The following is a 16,818-nucleotide window of genomic DNA, read 5'->3' on the forward strand; positions in this document are numbered from 1 at the left end:
CTTTATCAAACTCAAAGCTTGTGGAATATGATTTGCCTGCTATATAGTTTTCTTTCTTACTGGTTTTATTAGTTTTATCATAATCATATTTAAACCAGTTCCCATTAGAATCCTCTGTTTTCACTAATCTATCTGATAAATCATAGGTATATTTATGAGTAATTCCACTTCTTGAATCTACTAATTTAGCTAAATTACCCACATTATCATATACATATCTTGCTGATACTATTTCCTTAGTATAATTATTACTCGTAGCATCTATATTGTTATTACTTGGTTCATCATTTTCTAATTCTAATGACATGGCTTCTATTGGTGGTTCTACTGGATCAAGTGGTATTCCTGGTTTTACTGGTCCTGGATCAATTATTTTTGGTGGTAATGGTGGCTTTTCTGGGTGTGGTTCAGTTATTATTGGTGGTTTTTCTGGGTCTGGCTTTGGATTTGGATCTACTACTGGTGGTTTTTCCGGATCAGGATTAGGCTCAGGCTCAGGTTCTGGCTCTGGCTCTGGATTTTGAGTGCCTGTATCTACATAGTCAGATATATTACTTTCTAACCTCTTCATAGTTACTCGGTTTAAATTATCATAGGTGTAAGCTACTGTATTTCCATTACCATAGATTGCATTTTTTAATACTCCAGATACATTATCGTAGTCATTAGTTATAAGTGTGCTACTTCCCACTTTTACAGATTTCTGATTTCCATTTCCATCATAAGTAAAGTTATAACTTGCACTATTACTAGAAACCTTTAATAATCTATCATTACTATCTTTTACTGGAGTAGCTCCTAATCCAATAGATCTACTTCCTAAATCTCCAGTACTGTTACCATTTATAAGGAATGTTTCTCCAGTCTTTGGAGCTCCATACGGCTTATATCCAGTTGTATTTCCTTTTGGATCGTATATATTTGACGTATATTACTCTAAGTTTTGAAGAAATATAAAAAAGCCAGTTAAAGTGACTTAAATCACTCCAACTGGTACATGAATAACTCTATAATTATTTATTATTTAAATTCTTATCTACTTTTTCTAGATAATTTGTCTCACTTACGATATTTTCTTCGAAGTTTTTCACGGCATTTCTTGTATAATTACCAAGAGCCTTTGCATTTATTCCATAGAAATCATTACTATTAGAGTTTTGTAAATTATTGTTATTGACGTTATTATTATTGAGTTTATTATTTTCACCCATTAATATCACCTCCCGAAATTATTGTTAGTAATTAAAATAAATTTATTCATTAACGTTAAGTTTGCTTGTAAAAATTCACAAAGGTATATATATTCTTATATTATCTCTATTTACTTAAAATATAATAAATAGTTCATTTATATATTTTTATTAAGATTATCATAGATAATTGTAGATTTATGTTGACATTTATGAATTTTTTTTATAGAATCAAATAAACAAATCTACTTTTAAGTTGGTCCAGAGAGGCCAAGAAGGGAGAGCTAATGATGGCTATAACTATAATTATTTTAGAGAGAAACCCATAGGATAATGATTAAAACAACAGTTCGTTTGTTTTATTTATTATCCTTTTTGTTATGAATTTATAATTTTGATTGGAGGGTTTTTCTTGAACACAAAGAATATTAAGGCAAAACTTATATTAGAAAATGGAATTGAATTTGAAGGCAATGCTTTTGGGTACATTGAGGATACTGTTGGTGAAGTGGTTTTTAATACTTCAATGACAGGATACCAAGAAACGCTTACAGACCCATCTTATTATGGTCAAATAGTAACTATGACCTATCCCTTAGTTGGTAATTATGGAATTAACCTAGAAGATTTAGAATCTTTATCACCTAAGGTTAAAGGATTTATAGTAAAAGAAAAATCAAATAATCCTTCTAATTTTAGATGTGAGATGGAACTTGATGGTTATCTACTAGAGAATAAGATTATGGGCCTTGAAGGCATTGATACAAGAGCGCTTACAAAAATACTAAGAAATCATGGTTCAATGAAGGGATTTATAACTATTAAAGATTTATCTTTAAATGATGTTAAAGACCGATTAGAAAAGTTTCATAATGATTATGCAGTATATCAAGTATCTACAAAAGAAGTTTATGAAATTAAAGGAATTGGTCCAAGAGTTGCAGTTATGGATTTCGGTGTTAAATCAAATATACTGAGAAGTTTTAAAGAAAGAAACTGTAACCTAACAGTATTCCCAGCTACAGCAAAGGCAGAAGAAGTATTAGCTTCTAATCCTGATTTAATCTTTCTATCAAATGGACCTGGAGATCCTATGACTTTAGGTAATATAATTGAGGAAATTAAAAAGCTGGTTGATAAAAAGCCAGTATGCGGAATTTGTCTTGGACATCAGCTTCTAGCATGGGTTTTTGGTGGTAAAACAGGCAAGCTTAAATTTGGTCATAGAGGATCAAATCACCCAGTAAAAGATATAATAGGTGATAAAGTATATATAACTAGTCAAAATCATGGATACTACGTAAGTGAGTTACCATCTGATATGGAAGTTACTCATGTTAGTGTTAATGATGGCACGCTTGAGGGTATGAGACATAAAACACTACCTATTGCAAGTGTTCAGTATCATCCTGAGGCATCCCCTGGTCCTAAAGAAAATGCGGTTATATTTGATAAATTTTTAGAATTAATAAAATAAAAATACATTAAGAAAGACAGAGAGCTTTCATGTAGGAGGAATAATTAATGAGTAAAAGAAATGACATAAAAAAGGTATTAATAATAGGGTCTGGTCCAATCGTAATAGGACAATCTGCTGAATTTGACTATTCAGGAACACAAGCTTGTAGAGCACTTATGGAGGAAGGAATAGAAACTATATTAATAAATTCTAATCCAGCAACTATAATGACCGATAAAGAAGTAGCAGATAAAATATACATAGAGCCACTAACCACAGAATTTATTGAGAAGATAATAATAAAGGATAAACCAGATAGTATTTTATCTGGAATGGGTGGACAAACTGGTCTAAACCTAACAATTGAACTTGAGGAAAAAGGTATTCTTGAAAAATATGGTGTTAAGATTATAGGGACCTCTGTAGAATCTATAAAAAAAGGTGAAGATAGAGACCTATTTAAGGCATTAATGGAAAGAATAAATGAACCAGTTATTGAATCAGAAATAATTAATGATATAGAATCTGGAATTAAGTTTGCAAATAAAATTGGTTACCCTGTTATTGTAAGACCAGCATATACACTAGGTGGAACTGGTGGTGGTATTGCAGATGATGAAGAATCACTTATTGAAACATTAGACAGTGGTCTTTCACTTAGCCCAGTAAATCAAGTACTTCTAGAGAAGAGTATTAAAGGTTGGAAGGAAGTAGAATACGAGGTAATGCGTGATTCTAAAGGAAACTGCATTACAGTGTGTAATATGGAAAACATAGATCCAGTTGGTGTTCATACTGGAGATTCTATAGTTGTAGCCCCTTCTCAAACCTTATCAGACAAAGAGTATCAAATGCTTAGAACTTCTGCTTTAAAGATTATAGATGAAGTAGGAATTATAGGTGGATGTAACGTTCAATTTGCACTAAACCCTCATAGCTTCGACTATGCTGTAATTGAAATAAATCCTAGAGTTTCTCGTTCTTCTGCATTAGCTTCAAAGGCGACAGGATACCCTATAGCAAAGGTTGCTGCTAAAATTGGTCTTGGATATACCTTAGATGAAATAGTAAATTCAGTTACCGGCAAGACTATGGCATCCTTTGAACCAGCTCTTGACTATGTTGTAGTTAAAATTCCAAAATGGCCTTTTGATAAATTTAAAAGTGCCACTAAAGCTCTTGGAACTAAAATGATGGCAACTGGGGAAATTATGGCTATAGGTTCAAACTTCGAAGCTGCTTTTCTTAAAGGAATTAGATCCCTTGAAATCGGAAAGTATGTACTAGATCATAAACCATCTCAAGAAAAAACTTTATCAGAACTTAAAAGCAGTGTAATGGTACCTGATGACGAGAGAATATTTGACCTAGCTGAAATGCTTAGAAGAAAATATATTGTTGAAAAACTATCAGAAATTACAGGAATAGATACCTTCTTTATAAATAAGCTCAAGTGGATAGTAGAGCAAGAGGAATTCTTGAAAACTGCTAAGGTAGACGACCTTCATAGAGACTACCTTAAATTATTAAAGAAAAAAGGGTTCTCTGACAAAGGTATTGCAGATTTAATGAATATCAGTCCTGTAGAATTATATACTCTTAGAAAACTTTACAATATTATGCCAACATATAAGATGGTAGATACTTGTGCTGGTGAATTTGATGCTATATCTGCATACTATTACTCTACCTATGAACAATTTGATGAAGTTGTAGTATCAGATAAGAGAAAAGTAATTGTTATCGGTTCAGGACCTATCAGAATTGGACAAGGAATAGAATTTGATTATTGCTCTGTTCATGCAGTTAGAGCTCTTAAGAAAAAAGGCATAGAAACAATAATTGTAAATAATAATCCTGAAACTGTATCTACAGATTTTGATATATCTGATAAACTGTACTTTGAGCCATTGACCGAAGAGGATGTTTTAAACATCATAGATAAGGAAAAGCCAGAAGGTGTAATACTGCAATTTGGTGGTCAAACTGCAATAAAATTATCTAAACTTCTAAGAGAAAATGGTATTAAAATTCTAGGTACTGATGCAGATGGTATTGATAGAGCTGAAGATAGAGAAAGATTTGAAGCAATGCTTGAGGAACTTGATATCAATAGACCTAAAGGTATGGCTGTATGGAATGTTGAAGATGGTATACTTGGCGCTGAAAAGCTTGGATACCCTGTTCTTGTAAGACCTTCTTATGTACTTGGTGGTCAAGGTATGGAAATTACTTATAGAGAAAAAGAACTTAAGAGATATCTAGAAAATGCATTTAAAAGAGATAGTAAAAATCCAGTTTTAATAGATAGATATTTAGTTGGTAAAGAAATAGAAGTAGATGCAATTTGCGATGGTAAGGAAATATTAGTTCCTGGTATAATGGAACACCTTGAGAGAGCTGGAGTTCACTCTGGAGATTCTATAAGTATATACCCTTCTCAAAATGTATCAGAAAAATCTAAGCGTACTATTTTTGAGTATACAAGAAGAATTGCTTTAGAACTTAAAGTTATTGGTATGATAAATATTCAATTCATTGAATTTGAAGGAGAAATCTATATTATAGAAGTAAACCCTAGAGCTTCTCGTACAGTTCCATATATAACAAAAGTTACTAATGTTCCGATAGTGTCTTTAGCTACTCGTGCTATGCTTGGAGAATCCTTAAAAGACATGGGTTATGAAGAAGGAATTTGTCCTGAACCTAACTTTGTAACTGTAAAAGTACCTATATTTTCAACTGAAAAACTGCCAAAGGTTGAGGTAAGTCTTGGGCCTGAAATGAGATCTACAGGAGAAGTACTTGGAATAGGACATACTTTTGACGAGGCTATGATGAAGGGTTTTATTGCAGCTAAAAGACCAATTCTTAAATCAGGAGATAAACTATTAGTTACAATAAACAGTAGTGATAAGGATGAATTTTTAATTTTAGCAAAAGAAATGAACTTATTCGGCTGTAAAATGGTTGCTACTAAGGGAACTGCAAAAATGCTTAAAGCTGAAGGAATAGAAACAGAAATAGTTAATAAAATTGGTGAAGATAAACCTAATATAGTTGATGCTATTAGAAGTAAATCTATTAACCTGATAGTAAACACTCCAACAAAAGGAAACGATTCTCAACGTGACGGCTTTAAGTTAAGAAGAACTGCTGTTGAATCTGGGGTATCTATTATGACATCACTAGATACTCTAAGAGCTATGGTAACAGTTATGAAGCGAGGACTTAAAGTTAAAGATTTAGATGTATTTAACCTTGGAAAATAGTTTATTTACCTTTAAACTGTGATATAAGAAAAAGCAATAGATTAATGCAATCTATTGCTTTTTCTTAATTAAGATAATTATATTTTTCTATAATTCCCTTAGCAAATTTTATAACCTCAATTGGATTTCTTCCAACTCCAACCTCTCCTGCTAACATAACTCCGTCAACTTTGTTTTTAATAAAGTTATATATATCGTCAGCTTCAGGAATTTTAGGATTAAATGAATTTCTCATAGAATCTAGTACATAAGTTGCAATTATAAGTTCTTTTTTCTTTAATTTCATCTTTTCTATAATTTCATCCTGTACAAAAGGAATTTCCATTATATCAATCTCTGAAAGTAAATCTCCCCTACCTAACATTACTCCATCAACATTATTTAGAATCTCATCAAAGTTATCAATTCCTTCTCTGCACTCTATTTTAGCCCAAATTTTCGGTATATTGACATTAGGATTATACTTATTAACTTTCTCTATATATTCCTTTAAATCAATTATATCAGTTTCCCTAGTAACATATGAAAGACATATTACGTCTACTCCATTTAAAAGGCCAAACTCAATGTCCTTTTTATCCTTCATAGTTAGCCCCATACCCGTTCTATCCATACCAGGAGCATTTAATCCTTTTTCTCCCCTGACCATTCCACCAATTACAACCTCTGCCTTTATAGCATCTTTATCTTTAAGCTTTCCAATAATCTTAAATTTCATGGTTCCATCCTTCATTAAGATAGTTTTAGCCTTATTCAGCCATGAAAACTCACCTTGAAATGCAACGGGAATAAGTATGTGTTTAGTACTATGTCTAACATTCTCTTTATAGAAATCTTCACTACAAAAGTATACTGTCTCACCAAAGTTTACTCTTAATTGCCCATTAAATAAAGAAGATACTCTAAGCTTATTACCTTGTAAATCTTGTATAATTGTAATATTGGGATATTTATATTTCATATATTGGATTTGGTCCTTGGCCTTCTCATACTCAATATGAGAAAAATTTAATCTCATAGAATCCATTCCTGCATCTATGAATTTATCTAGGTCACTTAATGACTTAACATTTGGACCTATTGAACATACTACTTTCATTTCATCACCTAAATCATTTATTTGCTTTAACTGTATATTATCTACTTAAATGTTTTTAACATTTATTGTTTTATAGATATATTTAATTATGCATTAGGGTCGCTATACATGAACCTTTAAGTTTTCTTTTCTTATATTCATTATACACCAAAAAGAAATTATTAATTCCCTTTTCATACCTAATATGTCTTAGTATAAATCTATCATTTTTAACAGTAACAAACAAGAGGGTTGCTGAATAATCTTTAATTTCAACCTCTTCAATTTTAGTATGATTATATAACTAAATTCTTATTTGTTAAGATACCATACTACATTAAATATATTAATATGATAATCTTAATTGGTTTAGGTACTTAAACTTAACAATCTAAAATAAAAACTACCGCAATAGATTTATCTATTAACAGTAGTTTTCTAATTTTAAATTATGCCTAGTGCTTCTTCTGGAGTGATGTATTTTCTGTCTTGTTTTAAGCCTGTCTCCTCTAAAGTTAAGCTTCCAAGATAAAAACAAAGTCCTTTTCTAAGGTGCGGATTTTCTACAAGAGCTTTCTTGGCACCTTTGTTTGCAATTTCTAAAGCATATGGTACTGTAGCTGAGCAGATAGAACAAGTTGCAGTTCTTGAATATGCCGATGGAATATTATCTACACAGTAGTGCAATATTTCCTCTTCAAAATAAACAGGCTCATTATGAGTTGTTGCATGACAAGTTTCCACTGCCCCACCAATATCACAAGCTACATCAATTATAATTGTATCCTTCTTCATAGTTTTAAGCATATCTCTAGTAATAATATGATCCTTTCTCCATTTAGGCCATGACACACAGTTCATTAACACGTCTGTATCTTTAATTACTTCATTTATAGTTGAAGGATTAGAGTGTAAAAACTCTACATTCAATGGCAATTTTCCCTTTGCATTTTCTAATATGTCATAATCTATGTCTAGTACAGTTACTCTATTCCCAAATCCAGCTGCAAGTTCAGCAGCGCCTATGCCAGCAGATCCAGCTCCTAATATAGTTATATGTGGAGTTTTAATTCCATTAACTCTTGCCAACATCTTTCCACTACCTTGATTTATCTTTTGACTATAGTTACATGCGGCAATAAATCCACCCTTACCACCAATCTCACTCATTGGCCTTAATAATGGGAAATTGCCGTATTTATCTTGAACATCTTCGCAAGCTATTCCAATAATTTTCTTATTTAGGCAAGCATCTGTTTCATCTCTATAAGCATTTGAATGAAAGTATGTCATAATTATTAACCCTTCTCTTAAGTATTCAAACTCAGATGGCAGTAGTTCCTTTACTTTGAAAACCATATCAGATCCATTATACACTGTAGTTTTATCTGTTATTATAGCTCCATTAGCTACATACTCCTCATCATAAAATCCACTTCCTACTCCTGCACTCTCCTCTATTAGTACTACGTGTCCATTACTTACAAATTCAGCAACTCCCGATGGTGAAATAGCTACAGTATATTCACTAGTTTTTATCTCCTTTGGAATACCTATAATCATATACTACCTCCTAAATAATTTATTTAATTAATTGACAACTTAACCCCTTAAATATTAATAAAAGTGATTTAAAAAATCCTAGGTATTGTTTAAAAAGCTTAAAGTAATCTTACTTTAAGCTTAGATTAAGAAATTGGAATATAGTTCCTTAGGTTAATGATGTAATGTCATTATAGTTAGTGTTATTATTAATAGAATTATCTATTATAGCATTGTAAAAATTTAAAAGTGTTGTGTTTATATATGGTATAAGCCATAGAAATCCTATGCCTAAGGAAAGAATGCATAATAAACTCCATCCAATAAAACTAAGATGCAACACAAATAAACTCCATACATTACCATTCATTAGTTTGAAGCTATATTTAATACTTTCCCATATGCCTCTATTGTTATTTTCACATATAAGTATTAGAGCTGGGAAAAAATATAGACTTAAAATTATGATTGGAATAAATATTATTAATGTTATTATAGACATTACGATATAAAAGGATGTAAGAGATGGATTAGTGGCATTAAACAACCCACTGTAGATTATAGAATTCAAATATTTAATCCCAATTACTGCTATAATTATACCGCAAATAATGGCAACAGGTAACATTAAAATTTCCATTAAAAGTTGAATCCCTAATCCCTTTGAATAAGTTTTACCGCTCACAAAAACATCAGAAAAACTAACTTTTGTGCCTCTTGAGAGTTTAAGATAAAATGAGTTTATCATAATAGAAATACTAAATGCTATAAAGGTATTTATAATAGTAGACAAAAAATTTCTAGATAAATCTTCATTAATCTTGAAATTGATAAACACAAGTATTATTTGAACTATTACAACAAATAATGTTATAAGTACAGGTGTAGTCCACTGTCCCCTAAGTTGTTCTTTTGATAGTTTTTTTAAAGACTTTCGATTAATCATTTCATTCCTCCTTCAATTTTTGATAAATAAATATCACTAGCTAGAACCTTAGTATTAATTAACTAAACTTTTGGGATAAGTTTTCCTCTTATACTACTATAAATATTAGTTTTACAGCTATTATATTCCTAAAATTCTGATAATGAGTTGTGTTAAATGATATTATATTTTTTCAACATACTTTTTATGTTTTAATTGTCCATGATTATTTAGTAGTGAAATTTCAGCCATAATACCTAAAGCTATATCTTCTGGTGTTTCTCCCCCTAAATCTATACCTATTGGTGAATAAACCTTATCTAAGATTTCCTTACTATATCCTTCATCTATAAGCTTGTTCATAAGACTATTAATCTTTGTTTTACTACCAATCATACCAATATAATTAGCAGCTGTCATTAAAACTGCCTTTAAAGCAATCTCATCATGAACATGACCTCTTGTTACAATTACTACACTACACTGATTATTTATTGGATACTTTTCAAGGTTTTCTTTTATATCTCCCACAATAAGTTCACTGGCAACCTTAAATCTATTATTATTACAATAATCTTCCCTATCTTCAAAAACCACCACATCATATAATAATGTATGGGCTATATGATGTAATGGCAGAGCTATATGACCTCCTCCAACTATAAGAAGTTTATTTTTTGGTGTTAAAACTTTTATATATACCTCCACATCACCACCACAAGTCATCCCTAAATCTTTATCAGATTTACTTAAGTTAAAATTGAATCTTCCACTCTTTTTTGACTTAATACATTTAATACTTTCTACTTTAATCGCATTTTCAAGAGCACCACCACCAATAGTCCCTAAAATAGTTCCGTCACTTAGAACACCCATCATAGTTCCTTCGCCTCGAGGCGAAGACCCACACGCCTTTGTAATAATCGAAAGAGCCACTTCCTTACCTCTTTTCACTTCATTGCTTATTTCTTCTAAAAGTGTATATTTCATATGAATTAATACCTCCTATTTACAAAATGGACAAACCGGATAATGACAAATATCACATCTTAAGCATAATCCACCATGAGACATTTCACTAATTTCTCTTCTCGTAATTTTATCATCTGCCATTATTCTAGGGAGCAAAGCATCAAATACGGTTATATTAAAAAACATGCCACAAGCGGGAACTCCTATTATAGGTATATTGTTATTATATGCTAGCATAAACATAGCTCCTGGTATAACTGGTGATCCATAGGTTACAACTTCAGAAGAAACCTGCTCAATAGCAATTGGTGTAACATCATCTGCATCCACCGACATACCTCCACTACATATTATCAAATCACATCCCCTAGAATTAAATACTTCTATTGCCGCAGTTATTTTATCTAAATTATCAGGTACAAATGTTATCCCCTCAACACTAGCTCCATAATTTGTTACTTTATTTTTAATTAAAGGTGCAAATTTATCTGTTATAACACCCTCATAAACCTCAGTCCCCGTAATTACAATTCCTACACTCTTTTCCACAAAAGGTTTTATATTAATAATTCCTGATTTATTAATAAGTATATCTTTTACTTCTTGGATATATTTCTTTTCTATAACCAGTGGTGTTACCTTTATAGCAGCAACTATATCTCCTCTTTTTACTACTGTGTTATTATGAAGTGTACTAACAACTATATCCTTTATACTATTAATCTCGTATAATAATTCTAAGTTTATCTTCAAAAGACCAGTCTCTGATGCTAAAAGATTAATCTTTCCCTCATTGGGCGCTTTAAAGAAAGTGTTCAATCCTTGTACTGCTTGTACAATTTCTTTTGCTGCATCATCCTCATGTAGACTTTCAGAATTCATTTCCAAAACATAAATATGATTTTTACCCATAGCTTTCATTTCTACTATGTCTTCGGCTTTAATTATATGCCCCTTTTTGAAACGTGCCCCCTTAAACTCCTTAGGAACTATCTTTGTTAAATCATGAGCAACTACCATTCCTAGAGCATCTTCCACTTTTATACTTTTCATTAAAACACCCCCATGTTATTTTACATTAGATTATACCATCTTATGTAAAATAGTACCACCTATTACAAAATCATTGTAATAGGTGGTACTAACATTATGTGATCAACAATTTAAGCTACATTCTTCTCTTGATTTTTTTCTTTTATATCTTTGAAGTTAAATATTATATTTAAGATAACTCCTAGAAGTGCAGCAAGACTTACTCCAGTTATATTAACAGATTCTCCTATAGGAATTCCTAAAGATATCCCTGTATATTTTTCTAAGTTTGTAGTACCAATCCCGATTAGAATTATTACTACTACAATACATATGTTTTTCCAATTAAAGTTTACTTTTCCACTTTTAAGTGTTTTGAATCCTATTAATGAAATCATTCCAAATAGCATGATACTTATACCACCCATAACCGAGTTAGGTATAGATAAAAGTAATCCACCTAATTTTGCAACAAATCCTAATATAATTGCAAATATTGCTGTTATTCTTATGATTGATGGATCATAATTTTTAGTTATTGCTAAAACACCAGTATTCTCTCCATAAGTTGTATTTGCTGGCCCACCGATAAATGAAGAAAACATAGTTGCAAGTCCATCTCCAAGTAAAGTTCTATTAAGACCTGGATCTTCAATAAAATTCTTGCCTACAACTTGGCCATTTGTAATCATATCACCTACATGCTCCATTAGTACAGCTAGTACTACTGGTACTATTATCAATATAGATGCAGTATCAAATTTTGGTAATGTAAAGTTTGGAATTGCCAATAGTGTTGCATCTTTTATCGTACTCGTATCTACCATACCTATTACTAAACAAACTACATATCCTGTAGATACAGCAATTAATATAGCAAGTTGCTTTGAAAACCCTTTTCCAAAGAAGTTTATTGAAAGGGCTATGGCTAAAGTTATTCCTGCAATTAAAAAGTTATCACTAGCCATACCAATTGCAGTAGGAACGAGATTTAATCCGATAACTATTATCATTGGTCCTACTACTTGAGCCGGTAAATATTTTTTTATAGTTGAAACTCCTATTTTTTTAACTATAAAAGATATAAACACATAAATAAGTCCTGCAACTAAAAGTCCCCCCTGTGCATAGGCTAAATCTCCACCATTAAGTTCCGCTGCTGATATTATAACAGGTATGAATGCAAATGATGATCCAAGAAACACTGGAACTTTTCCTTTTGTGCACAGATGAAATATAAGAGTACCACATCCTGCTGCTATAAGTGCTACAGATGGATCAAGCCCTGTAAGTACAGGAACAAGAACTGTTGCTCCAAACATAGCAATCAAGTGTTGCATCGCAAGCACCATTCTTATTAACTGTTCTTTTACTGATCTTTTGCTTAAAGCATTTTTTCTTTCTTTAGTAAATGATATTTCTGACATATAACATCCTCCTTAATATTGACAATATCAGGAGAAATTTCTTTCTCCCCTTTCAGTCTCTCAGTACTGATTAAAAGGTATATAAAATAAAAAACTTCTTACATAAATGCAAGAAGTTATAGATACACAAAGTCATATTATATTACTATAATATATATGTAACTTCTTGTCAGTCTCTCTGGACTGATTTAAAGAAATATTTTATTAATGTAATTATACTATTAATTGTTATTAATAGCAACAGTTTTTTTATAACATCAAATTTCACACTTTAGTAGAACATCTTGAAAAAATTTGTAAATAGGTTATAATAAAAACATAGTACATAGGGTAAATAATTATGGCTATTTTTATTTAATTAATTATGGGGGTGTATGTATGAATGCATGTTACGCAAACAGAACGTCAAATCTAAAAGCTTCTGAAATCAGAGAACTTTTAAAACTAACTGAAAAACCAGAGATTATTTCTTTTGCTGGAGGATTACCAGCGCCTGAACTTTTCCCTTTAGAAAAAATAAATGAAGTAATGACAAAAGTAATACAAGAAAAGGGACAAATGGCTCTTCAATATGCTTCTACTGATGGATATATTCCACTTAGAGAAATTATTGTAAAAGAAAGAGTTGCACCTACTGGAGTAAAATGCGATATATCTAATATAATGTTAACTAATGGATCTCAGCAAGGTTTAGAGTTTTCTGCAAAGCTTTTCATAAACGAAGGTGACACTATTGTTTGTGAAAGTCCAAGCTATTTAGGAGCAATAAATGCTTTTGCAGCCTATCGTCCTAAGTTTTTAGAAATACCTATGGATGAAAATGGAATGATTGTTGACGAGTTAGAAAAAGCATTAGAATATGATAAAAATATAAAAATGATCTATACTATCCCTGACTTTCAAAATCCAAGTGGAATAACTATGAACCTTGAAAGAAGAAAGCGTATAGCAAAATTAGCTGCTAAGTATGAAATTCCTGTTATTGAGGATAGTCCTTATGGAGAATTAAGATTTGAAGGTGAAAAACTACCTTCAATTAAATCCTTTGATGAAGCAGGATATGTAATTAATTTAGGTACCTTTTCCAAAACATTCTGTCCCGGGTTAAGACTTGGTTGGATTTTAGCAGAAAAAGAAATAATTCAAAAATATATATTAATTAAACAAGGTGCTGACCTACAATGTAATACGCTTTCTCAAGTTGTTACATCAGAATTTATGAAAACTTATAGTCTAGATGAACATATAAGTAGTATAATTAAAATCTATAGAATAAGACGAGATTTAATGTTAAATACTATGAAAGAATGTTTCCCTGAAGGTGTTAAATATACTTATCCATCTGGTGGGTTGTTTACTTGGGTTGAACTAAGGGAAGATTTAGATGCAGCTGTTATAATGGAAGATGCGCTTAAAGAGAATGTTGCCTATGTACCAGGAAGCTCTTTCTTTGCTAATGGAGGAAGAAAAAATTTCTTTAGATTAAACTACTCTAATATGCCGGAAGATAAGATTGTAGAAGGTATTAAGAGATTAGGTAAAGTTCTTCATAAATATTATATGCAATAAAAGTATCTTCATGTTCTATTGCAAATATTATTATAAGAAATTCATAAACAAATAAATTTCACTTAATTTAGGAGGATTTACAATGGAATTTTCAAAAAGAATACTAGCAATGGGATACTCACCCATTCGCAAACTTGCACCATACGGAGCAGAAGCTGTGAGTAAAGGAATAAAAATATATCATCTTAATATTGGTCAACCAGACATAGAAACTCCAAAAGAATTCTTAGAGGGAATAAACGGCTATAGTGAAAAAGTGCTTAAGTATGCACAATCTCAAGGTATAAATGAAGCAATAGACAGCTTCATTAAATATTATAAAGAGTGGAATATTGATTTTGACAAAGATGAAATTCTTGTTACTAATGGAGGATCTGAGGCTATTTCTTTAGCACTAACAACTATATGTGATGTAGATGATGAAGTAATAATTCCAGAACCTTTTTATACAAACTATACAGGTTTTGCTCAAGGAGCAGGTGTAAGAGTAGTTCCATTTATAACTAAGGCAGAAGATGGGTTTCATTTACCTTCAAAAGAAGTTATAACCTCTAAAATAACACCTAAAACAAAAGCAATCATGGTTTCAAACCCTGGAAATCCTACAGGAGTTGTGTATACAGAAAAAGAGATCAGAATGCTTGCGGATATATGCAAGGAACACAATATATTCTTTATTGCAGATGAGGTTTATAGAGAATTTGTATACGATGATTTAAAATATACTTCCGCACTTTACATGGAAGATATTGAAGATAGAGTAATACTTATTGATAGTATATCTAAACGCTACAGTGCTTGTGGTGCTAGAATTGGATTAGTTGCATCTAAGAATAAGGAGCTAATTAGTCAAATTATGAAGATGTGTCAAGTTAGACTCTGTGTTCCTACTATAGAGCAATTAGCTGCAGCAAATTTAATCAATACTCCTAAAGAATATTTTGTTAATGTAAAAAAAGAATATGAAGATCGAAGAAATATTATGTTTGATAAACTTTCAAAGATGCCAGGGGTTATTTGTAAGAAGCCAACAGGTGCATTTTATATAATAGCAAAGCTACCAATAAAAAGTGGAGAACATTTTGCAAAATGGATGTTAACAGATTATAACTATAATAACAAAACTGTTATGATGGCTCCTGCAGAAGGTTTTTATGCCACTGAAGGACTTGGACTTGATGAAATAAGATTATCATACTGCTTAAATACTGAAGCTCTCGAAGATGCTATGAATATTCTAGAAAGAGGTTTAGCTCAGTATATTACAATTGAAAAATAATTATAAAGAAATAGAAATTAAGGTAATCGCCTTAATTTCTTTTTCTTTATTTATAGAAATAGTATAACTTTTTATAAGAAGTCAACAATTAATATTTAATTTGCTTCTTTTGTACTCATAACATGTTTCTAAACTATTAAATCCTTCTGATTTATATAATTTTACTGCATTAACATTGTTACTATCACATTTGAGATAGATTTCATTAAATCCCAAACTGCAAGCAATATTTAACATGTGTCTAAGTAACAGCTTTCCATATCCTCTACGTCTATATTGAGGTAATATACCAAAATTAGCTATATATATTTTATTATCTTTCTTTATAAGTTGGCCATAACCTACAGGTATGTGGTAATACTTAATAAAAATGCATCCCTCAGGAATATAATGTTTTTGATATTTTTCATATATTATATCCTCTTCATTAATTTCTTGCCTATTAATAGAGTCAAACACTAAATTTTGAATTGAACACCTATACCCTTCATCCTTTCCTTCTGTAAATGTAGAAAAAGAAATCCCTCCATCATCAACTACCTCTTTTACTACATCTATATTATTTTTCATTTCAGCTATAGTTTTTTCTACAACAAACCCTAAATTTACTAGCAAATTCTTATCAAGGTTATTATTATCACTTATAGCTATTGAATCATAATCATTAAAAAACTTAAATAACTCTTTATAATACTCTATAGTGCTATATTCAGAAATTATTTTTATACAATGAATCTTATATGATTGATGTTGTAATTTAGTAAACCACATAAAGCCAATGTATTTATCATATAATTTAATAAACTTAATATTCTTACCAAATAAGAGTTTTTTAAATATATTTTTGTTATTACATATCTCTATAAGTTCTTCCTTATACTCATTAGTTATATTGAAATTGTGTATTAAATTTAAATTTGAATTATTTAAAGTCTCCAATTTATACATAAATCCATCTACCTTTACTCTTGAATCTATATATATTATAATCTAAAATTACATATTATAACCATTTTTTATATATTTGTGTAAGTATTTTTTTAAATTATATTTTAAAGAATTATATTCATAAG

Annotated in this window: 13 protein-coding genes; 4 read left to right on the top strand and 9 right to left on the bottom strand. The window is 30.6% G+C overall.

Going from position 1 to position 16,818, the window contains the following annotated elements; translation table 11 throughout:
- Positions 1 to 691 (bottom strand): RHS repeat domain-containing protein (locus RSD37_RS01315; protein WP_346944893.1); only part of this gene is annotated, 691 nt, incomplete at its 3' end.
- Between the two features lie 322 nt (positions 692 to 1,013).
- On the bottom strand, positions 1,014 to 1,211 hold the full coding sequence (locus RSD37_RS01320; protein WP_346945148.1) for a hypothetical protein: 198 nt from the start codon (positions 1,209 to 1,211) through the stop codon (positions 1,014 to 1,016).
- 406 nt (positions 1,212 to 1,617) lie between these two features.
- Between RSD37_RS01320 and RSD37_RS01325 the strand changes: the two genes are divergently transcribed.
- Positions 1,618 to 2,667 (top strand): carbamoyl phosphate synthase small subunit, encoded by a 1,050-nt coding sequence (locus tag RSD37_RS01325; protein ID WP_346945139.1) that lies wholly within the window; start codon positions 1,618 to 1,620, stop codon positions 2,665 to 2,667.
- Positions 2,668 to 2,714: 47 nt separating this feature from the next.
- Positions 2,715 to 5,921, top strand: a complete 3,207-nt coding sequence (gene carB / locus RSD37_RS01330; RefSeq protein WP_346944894.1) for a carbamoyl-phosphate synthase large subunit — start codon at positions 2,715 to 2,717, stop codon at positions 5,919 to 5,921.
- Positions 5,922 to 5,985: 64 nt separating this feature from the next.
- Here the strand turns inward: carB and RSD37_RS01335 are convergent, their stop codons facing one another.
- The 6 genes from RSD37_RS01335 to RSD37_RS01360 all read right to left on the bottom strand — a co-directional run bounded on the left by RSD37_RS01335 (position 5,986) and on the right by RSD37_RS01360 (position 12,897).
- Positions 5,986 to 7,020 carry a pyruvate kinase gene (locus tag RSD37_RS01335; protein WP_346944895.1) on the bottom strand — a complete coding sequence of 345 codons (1,035 nt, stop codon included), beginning with the start codon at positions 7,018 to 7,020 and terminating at the stop codon, positions 5,986 to 5,988.
- 423 nt (positions 7,021 to 7,443) lie between these two features.
- Positions 7,444 to 8,562, bottom strand: coding sequence for an alanine dehydrogenase (locus RSD37_RS01340; protein WP_346944896.1), 1,119 nt, complete (start codon positions 8,560 to 8,562; stop codon positions 7,444 to 7,446).
- A gap of 148 nt (positions 8,563 to 8,710) precedes the next feature.
- A complete protein-coding gene (locus tag RSD37_RS01345; protein ID WP_346944897.1) occupies positions 8,711 to 9,487 on the bottom strand; it encodes a DUF975 family protein in 777 nt (258 codons plus the stop codon).
- Between the two features lie 162 nt (positions 9,488 to 9,649).
- Positions 9,650 to 10,456: an XdhC family protein gene (locus tag RSD37_RS01350; protein ID WP_346944898.1), complete on the bottom strand. Its 807-nt coding sequence runs from the start codon at positions 10,454 to 10,456 to the stop codon at positions 9,650 to 9,652.
- Between the two features lie 15 nt (positions 10,457 to 10,471).
- The gene (locus tag RSD37_RS01355) at positions 10,472 to 11,491 is read right to left on the bottom strand and encodes a molybdopterin-binding protein (protein ID WP_346944899.1); all 1,020 of its coding nucleotides are present in this window, start codon (positions 11,489 to 11,491) and stop codon (positions 10,472 to 10,474) included.
- 110 nt (positions 11,492 to 11,601) lie between these two features.
- Positions 11,602 to 12,897, bottom strand: a complete 1,296-nt coding sequence (locus tag RSD37_RS01360) for a uracil-xanthine permease family protein (protein WP_346944900.1) — start codon at positions 12,895 to 12,897, stop codon at positions 11,602 to 11,604.
- 378 nt (positions 12,898 to 13,275) lie between these two features.
- Here RSD37_RS01360 and RSD37_RS01365 point away from each other — a divergent pair, with 378 nt between their 5' ends.
- Both RSD37_RS01365 and RSD37_RS01370 read left to right on the top strand, forming a co-directional pair.
- The gene (locus RSD37_RS01365; RefSeq protein ID WP_346944901.1) at positions 13,276 to 14,466 is read left to right on the top strand and encodes a PLP-dependent aminotransferase family protein; all 1,191 of its coding nucleotides are present in this window, start codon (positions 13,276 to 13,278) and stop codon (positions 14,464 to 14,466) included.
- An 82-nt stretch (positions 14,467 to 14,548) separates the two neighbouring features.
- Positions 14,549 to 15,745 (top strand): pyridoxal phosphate-dependent aminotransferase, encoded by a 1,197-nt coding sequence (locus RSD37_RS01370; protein WP_346944902.1) that lies wholly within the window; start codon positions 14,549 to 14,551, stop codon positions 15,743 to 15,745.
- Positions 15,746 to 15,826: 81 nt separating this feature from the next.
- On the opposite strand, the gene RSD37_RS01375 is transcribed toward RSD37_RS01370, so the two are convergent.
- Positions 15,827 to 16,693: a GNAT family N-acetyltransferase gene (locus RSD37_RS01375; protein ID WP_346944903.1), complete on the bottom strand. Its 867-nt coding sequence runs from the start codon at positions 16,691 to 16,693 to the stop codon at positions 15,827 to 15,829.
- Positions 16,694 to 16,818 lie beyond the last annotated feature (125 nt).

Origin of the sequence: Clostridium sp. (assembly GCF_036646415.1) — a bacterium.
GTDB lineage: Bacteria > Bacillota > Clostridia > Clostridiales > Clostridiaceae > Clostridium_J.

Coding starts and splice junctions, on each gene's coding strand:
- RSD37_RS01320 (WP_346945148.1), bottom strand. CDS start 1,211: ATGGGTGAAAATAATAAACTCAATAATAATAACGTCAATAACAATAAT.
- carB (WP_346944894.1), top strand. CDS start 2,715: ATGAGTAAAAGAAATGACATAAAAAAGGTATTAATAATAGGGTCTGGT.
- RSD37_RS01335 (WP_346944895.1), bottom strand. CDS start 7,020: ATGAAAGTAGTATGTTCAATAGGTCCAAATGTTAAGTCATTAAGTGAC.
- RSD37_RS01340 (WP_346944896.1), bottom strand. CDS start 8,562: ATGATTATAGGTATTCCAAAGGAGATAAAAACTAGTGAATATACTGTA.
- RSD37_RS01345 (WP_346944897.1), bottom strand. CDS start 9,487: ATGATTAATCGAAAGTCTTTAAAAAAACTATCAAAAGAACAACTTAGG.
- RSD37_RS01350 (WP_346944898.1), bottom strand. CDS start 10,456: ATGAAATATACACTTTTAGAAGAAATAAGCAATGAAGTGAAAAGAGGT.
- RSD37_RS01355 (WP_346944899.1), bottom strand. CDS start 11,491: ATGAAAAGTATAAAAGTGGAAGATGCTCTAGGAATGGTAGTTGCTCAT.
- RSD37_RS01360 (WP_346944900.1), bottom strand. CDS start 12,897: ATGTCAGAAATATCATTTACTAAAGAAAGAAAAAATGCTTTAAGCAAA.
- RSD37_RS01365 (WP_346944901.1), top strand. CDS start 13,276: ATGAATGCATGTTACGCAAACAGAACGTCAAATCTAAAAGCTTCTGAA.
- RSD37_RS01370 (WP_346944902.1), top strand. CDS start 14,549: ATGGAATTTTCAAAAAGAATACTAGCAATGGGATACTCACCCATTCGC.
- RSD37_RS01375 (WP_346944903.1), bottom strand. CDS start 16,693: ATGTATAAATTGGAGACTTTAAATAATTCAAATTTAAATTTAATACAC.